Source organism: Brucella sp. TWI559, assembly GCF_039674265.1.
Taxonomy (GTDB): domain Bacteria; phylum Pseudomonadota; class Alphaproteobacteria; order Rhizobiales; family Rhizobiaceae; genus Brucella; species Brucella chromiisoli.
The window spans coordinates 1-5,066 of record NZ_JBDJNE010000047.1 but is presented as its reverse complement, the minus strand read 5'-3'; the positions used below and the strand labels follow the sequence as shown (position 1 = coordinate 5,066).

Here is a 5,066-nt window from a genome sequence, read left to right as displayed (position 1 = left end):
CGTATCGCCATCAACATCCTTGAAGAAACCGCTCACATCAAGCGAAGTGATGGCATCAGCGTCATTGTTCGCTTGATCCTCAATCGTACCAACAGTCTCCGGCAGGTCATCAACGGGCGTAATTTCTATATCAAGAGTGCTTGTCGTCGAACCGCCGTCGTTACCGTCACTGACAGTATAGGTAACGGTCGGAACCTTCCCGTTCCAGTTGGCAACTGGTTCAAAGGAATATGAGCCATCAGCGTTGACCACAAGCACGCCAATGTCAGGAATGCTAACTTTTTCGCCAGGAAGATAAGTCGACCCGTTGACCTCGAGGCGGATAATGGAGATCGCATCGCCATCTGGATCGCTATCGTTTTCAAGCAGATTGCCCGATACGGGCGTATCTTCGGGGGCAGTAACGGATTCTGGCTCAGTAACCGGAGGCTGATTGTTCACCGAAACAGTGACAGTCGTTGTCTCTTCGGTGCCACCGCTTGAAACCGTATAAGTGTAGGTGTCAGTTCCCACGAACCCAGATTTTGGCGTATAAGTTATCGTTCCATCTGGATTAACGACAACGGATCCATGTGCGCCAAGGGTTACAGCACTAATGCGGGCGTCTGGATCCTTGAATGTATCATTAGAAAGTACAGCGGTGGTTACGGGCTCACCCGCATGAGTGACAGCCTCATCGGGAGCAATGTCAACGACCGGCGTCACAGTGATCGGAACGGTAACAATCGTTTTCCCACCCCGACCGTCGGATACGACGACATCGAAGCTGTCTGGGCCGTTATAGTCGGCATGAGGTGTATAGGTATAGGTTCCGTCCGGATTAATAGTGACAGTACCGTGCTTAGGGCCTTCGCCACTAAGTTCAAAAGTCAGCGTGTCGCCATCAGCGTCTTTTGCAGTGATCACGCCTTTGAAAAAGTTGTCCTCTGCAGTCTCAACTGGGTCAGCAGAAACAACAGGCGCCCTGTTGGACGGACCATCATCACTGCCGCCGCCAGAGCCAAGAGCAATCGCAGCCCCGCCCGCCGCCAGGCCGATACCTGCCAGAAGTGCCATCGGCAAAGGTGCGGCCGTGGTGGTCGAATTGATCTCAGCTATATCAAATCCCGACCAGGTCTCGCCATACTGCGCCCACCATTTAACGTCGTTTCCGTCTTCGAAAACCAGATCATTACGAGCGTCACCGTTTGTGACAAAGAAATTCTCGATGACTACGACCGAACCGTCTTCAAGAATAAGGAGCAGGTTGTTTCCATCGCGCTCAAAGCGCGCGACTTCCTCGGGCCCGATTTGCAGCTGAACAACACTTGGCGTCTCGAGCCGGATGCGGTTTCCATCAAAGTTTCGCGACGCTCCACTCTCGGCCTTAGGAAACACGACTGCTTTCATTTTCATCACCTGACTAAAATTGTGACGCAACGCGTCAAATAAACTCTGTTCGCCGAGGAAACGAACTGCCGACGGATCGCTTATTGCCTGGTAAAGCAAAGCGAACTTCTTTGAAGGTAGCGAGACCAGTCCGCCTCCTCGACCACAGCCATGTGGCATTCATCTCGATCAAAAAGGAGGACGCGCGCTCCAGCGGGTGTACTCGCCGATCCGCTCGTTTTAGGGCGTCCGGGCTGCCAGAATTCAGCACCTTGGCAGGCTTCTTTTTCGGAGAGGTGGTAAATAAATTGGCTAAGGTCGCAGTCACTCAAGAGAAGCAACACAGTAGTACCTCAACGAGAACCGGGAACCAACTCGCTGAGCTGATATTCCGAAGGGCCAAAAATCTGGCTGCTGGAAAGGCGGGACGACCGGTGACTTAATCGTCGAATCAGTTTGGTTGTGACGGGCTGATCTGAATTCAGCACATTCACAACTGAACGCCGACAGCATTCTGCCATTAGCATATCATCGTTACAATTGTATGCTTGACACGATATTCCAAAGGATATTGAAAAATCATTTGACGTCAATTTTTTTACCCCCAACTTTCGACCTCATGCATCGTTCAACGAATACAAAACGCCGCATCGCCCCGGTTGAATAAAAAGTTCTTAATCTGTTTCCATGCTTCGCCCGAACCAAGGTAACAAACACTTTTGTCACGAACCTAAAAAAAATTCTCCGACAACGGAAGTGACAACAGGTGATGTCACCGTCACAGTTCAATCGATAGTTGTCGATAAGACGGCGCACATCTTGCCGTTATGGTTGCATTTATAATAATAAAAGTGATTACGCTGTAACGAATTTGCCCTTTCTTGTTATTAAGTATCGTTGAGTAGGAAAACGTGCCACACGGTCTAAAAATCCGTGGCGGGAAATTTAACCCGGGGCTGAAAGTAGCCAAAATCCTAGTTGTCAACTAGAAGCTGTGAAAAATGAACGATATCCATTTGGAAAACCAACACAAGCTTATACGGGAGCAGTTGCAGACTGTTCTTAATTCGAAGCAGTTCGCAAATGCTCCTACAGTCAGTGCATTTCTCGAGTTTGTAGTAAACGAAACCCTCAACGGGCGCGGCCAAAGTCTCAAAGCCTATGCTATCGCTATGGAAGTGTTTGGAAGAAATTCCCAGTTCGATCCTTCAAGTGATACAATCGTACGCACCACTGCAGGCCGTGTCAGAAAAGCTCTTGATGAATACTATGGTGCTTGCGATCCGGTACCGCGGGTCATAATCAGCCTGCCGAAAGGACGATACGTACCTTCTTTCATCATCTGCGATGTTACTAATTCGCTAGACGACCCGAACTTGCACAAACAATGGCGAATTCAGAAACAGATTCCTCGTATGCTATGGTTAATCGCTGTGGGTGTTATTATTACCGCCATTATCGTCCTGATAACTCTGCAGAAATTGGTAACTCCGTCCCAGTTAATACCAAAGGCTATCGTCATCGATGTTCGTGCGGTCGACGTTCTTAGTGAACGGGATCAATCTCTCGCGCAGGAAATTGATGCCAGACTTGCCCCCGCACTCGCACGCATCCAACTCGCTGAGATCAAGCCGCCAAATGTTGAGTTCCATCAAGGGCCACAGTCATCAACTAAAATCAGCAATGAGGACGGAGGCTTTTTCTTTACTCTAAGGTCTACTATTACCGGAACTTCTGCAGATCGCGAGTTGCTCTGGAAACTAATCGATTCGAGGTCCAATCGTATTATGTGGGCGTCTAAAGAACAGTTACTACCTGCGGACAGCACTTCGATTGCAACAATGGTCGACAAGATAGCATTTCAGATTTTGGGCAGCGGCGGAGCTGTCGCCGCCTACATCAACAAGTATCCGTCGAATATTCTGTCGAGGCCCACGTGCATAACTCGAGCGCAGATGATAGAAATAAATGAAAATAGTATTGCGGTGCCCGAATTGCTTAGCTGTCTGAAGCGAATCATAAAAGAAGTACCTCAGGAAGCGACCGCTTGGGCTACTCTAAGTAGCTTCTACACGCTTCGCTCACACTTTTATGGCGCTGGGAGTCGTGATGAACGGGCGCGGCTGGTCGAACTCGCTGAACACTCAGCACAGAAAGCTGTCGAACTTGCTCCCAGAAGCTATCTCACCAAAGTGGCACTCATGCATCTTTCCCTTCGTCAAGGAAGGATCAACGAATTTCTGGCGCTCCAAAGAGAGATGCGGCATCATTATCCGGGAGATATATATCTGCACATTCGGATCGCTACACGCCTTGCAAGGTTAGGTCGCGGTCGTGAGGCTCTCGAGATTTTTGATAAAGCTCAGAATGATTTCGGTATAGACCTAAAAAATTGGGCTGCAGGTTTGGCGGTTGCCTATTTCGCCGAAGGGAAGTATGAGCGCGCACAACGTCAAATGTCTCGGGTAACGTCCGATTTGCCTTTCGTACTTGTGCTGCGTGCTGCAATTCTAGGCAAATTGAACCGAGGTGCTGAGGCCGGGCCAATTGTTCTCAGATTGCTTGAAATCTACCCTGACATTGGTGATGAGTTTTACTTATGGCTCCGTGATCTGGGTTGGTCGAAAAAGTTGCTTGTTGATATTGCCGATGGCCTTGACAAAGTTGGATTTAAAGTAAGAGATTGAATCATAAAGAACGTAACGTTATCAAGCCGTGCGATACATCGCGTAGGGAAGCGTATATTGTGATGTAAATCGAGCAATCGGAAGAAGCGATTGTTTTCAAGACATTCTGCGCGCCATCTCTGTCTTTGATTCCCGCCGAATGGATGAAGACACCAACCGTCAACCCAGTGTATCAACCACAATGTGACGCTTGCGTCCTTTGATCTTTTTCCCGGCAACGCAGCCACGTATTCCGCCACTTTCAGGTGTTTTCACCAACTGGCAATTGATCACACCAACTCTACGACTAGGCTGCTTTCCGTTCAACTCGCGCGCTGGCCTAGCGAGCGTGCTGTTGAGGGCCCGCAGCGTGCCTTCATCCGCCACCCTGAGAGTATTTCTGTATCGTGGAAAAATGGTGGAAAGTCCGTGGGCAAAAGCCGCCCTGCGCTCCCGAAGAAGCTATATAAAGAAGTGCCTTAACGACCTAACGCGTGTCTGTCTTTCGAGGATGTCCAAGCAGTCTCGGGTCTGACATCAATGGTTCGATGATAGACCATTCAGCATAGGTTAAATCACTTGTGTGGTTGGGGGTGCGGACGAAAACTTGGACTTGTTTTACGTCACAATGCCAAGACTGTTTCGATATTCGATTGGGCTTCGTGCGCCAAGTGATATCTTGATCCGCTTCTCGTGGCTTTGGTGCAGCAATCAAGAATTCGACGCGCCTCGGTCTTTGACGGGGTAGCTAAGTCAGCCTAGCCTTCACGCGGACAGAATCCGGGCGTCCACATGCCAGCATACGATTGAGAATGGCACAATCGATGGCGACTTCTGTCTGTTGAGCAGCGAACGAGCGGGTCCGCAGGCGCCGTCCGATTAGCGCCTTGTATCGCCCGATGGCAGTTTCGATCAGCGCACGCTGTGATTAAGCATGGAATAAGGACCCCATTTAAGGGGTTATCGGCATCCAAACGGGACCCCTTATTTAAAGGGTAACATGACCTTCGATTTCAATCGGAGGTTTTCTAT

General features: G+C 49.5%; 2 protein-coding genes and 3 pseudogenes. 1 reads left to right on the top strand and 4 read right to left on the bottom strand.

Annotation, left to right across the window (positions count from 1 at the left end):
* A partial coding sequence (locus ABE530_RS19360; RefSeq protein WP_499695683.1) for an Ig-like domain-containing protein occupies positions 1 to 1,389 on the bottom strand: 1,389 nt, incomplete at its 3' end.
* A 980-nt stretch (positions 1,390 to 2,369) separates the two neighbouring features.
* Between ABE530_RS19360 and ABE530_RS19355 the strand changes: the two genes are divergently transcribed.
* Positions 2,370 to 4,055 carry a tetratricopeptide repeat protein gene (locus tag ABE530_RS19355; RefSeq protein WP_499695682.1) on the top strand — a complete coding sequence of 562 codons (1,686 nt, stop codon included), beginning with the start codon at positions 2,370 to 2,372 and terminating at the stop codon, positions 4,053 to 4,055.
* A gap of 88 nt (positions 4,056 to 4,143) precedes the next feature.
* On the opposite strand, the pseudogene ABE530_RS19350 reads toward ABE530_RS19355, so the two are convergent.
* The 3 pseudogenes from ABE530_RS19350 to ABE530_RS19340 all read right to left on the bottom strand — a co-directional run.
* Positions 4,144 to 4,373 (bottom strand): annotated as a pseudogene (locus tag ABE530_RS19350) (transposase); the annotation flags it as partial.
* 70 nt (positions 4,374 to 4,443) lie between these two features.
* Positions 4,444 to 4,617 (bottom strand): annotated as a pseudogene (locus ABE530_RS19345) (transposase); the annotation flags it as partial.
* Between the two features lie 165 nt (positions 4,618 to 4,782).
* A pseudogene (locus ABE530_RS19340) lies at positions 4,783 to 4,959 on the bottom strand (IS5/IS1182 family transposase); the annotation flags it as partial.
* Between the last annotated feature and the right edge of the window lie 107 nt (positions 4,960 to 5,066).

Coding starts and splice junctions, on each gene's coding strand:
- ABE530_RS19355 (WP_499695682.1), top strand. CDS start 2,370: ATGAACGATATCCATTTGGAAAACCAACACAAGCTTATACGGGAGCAG.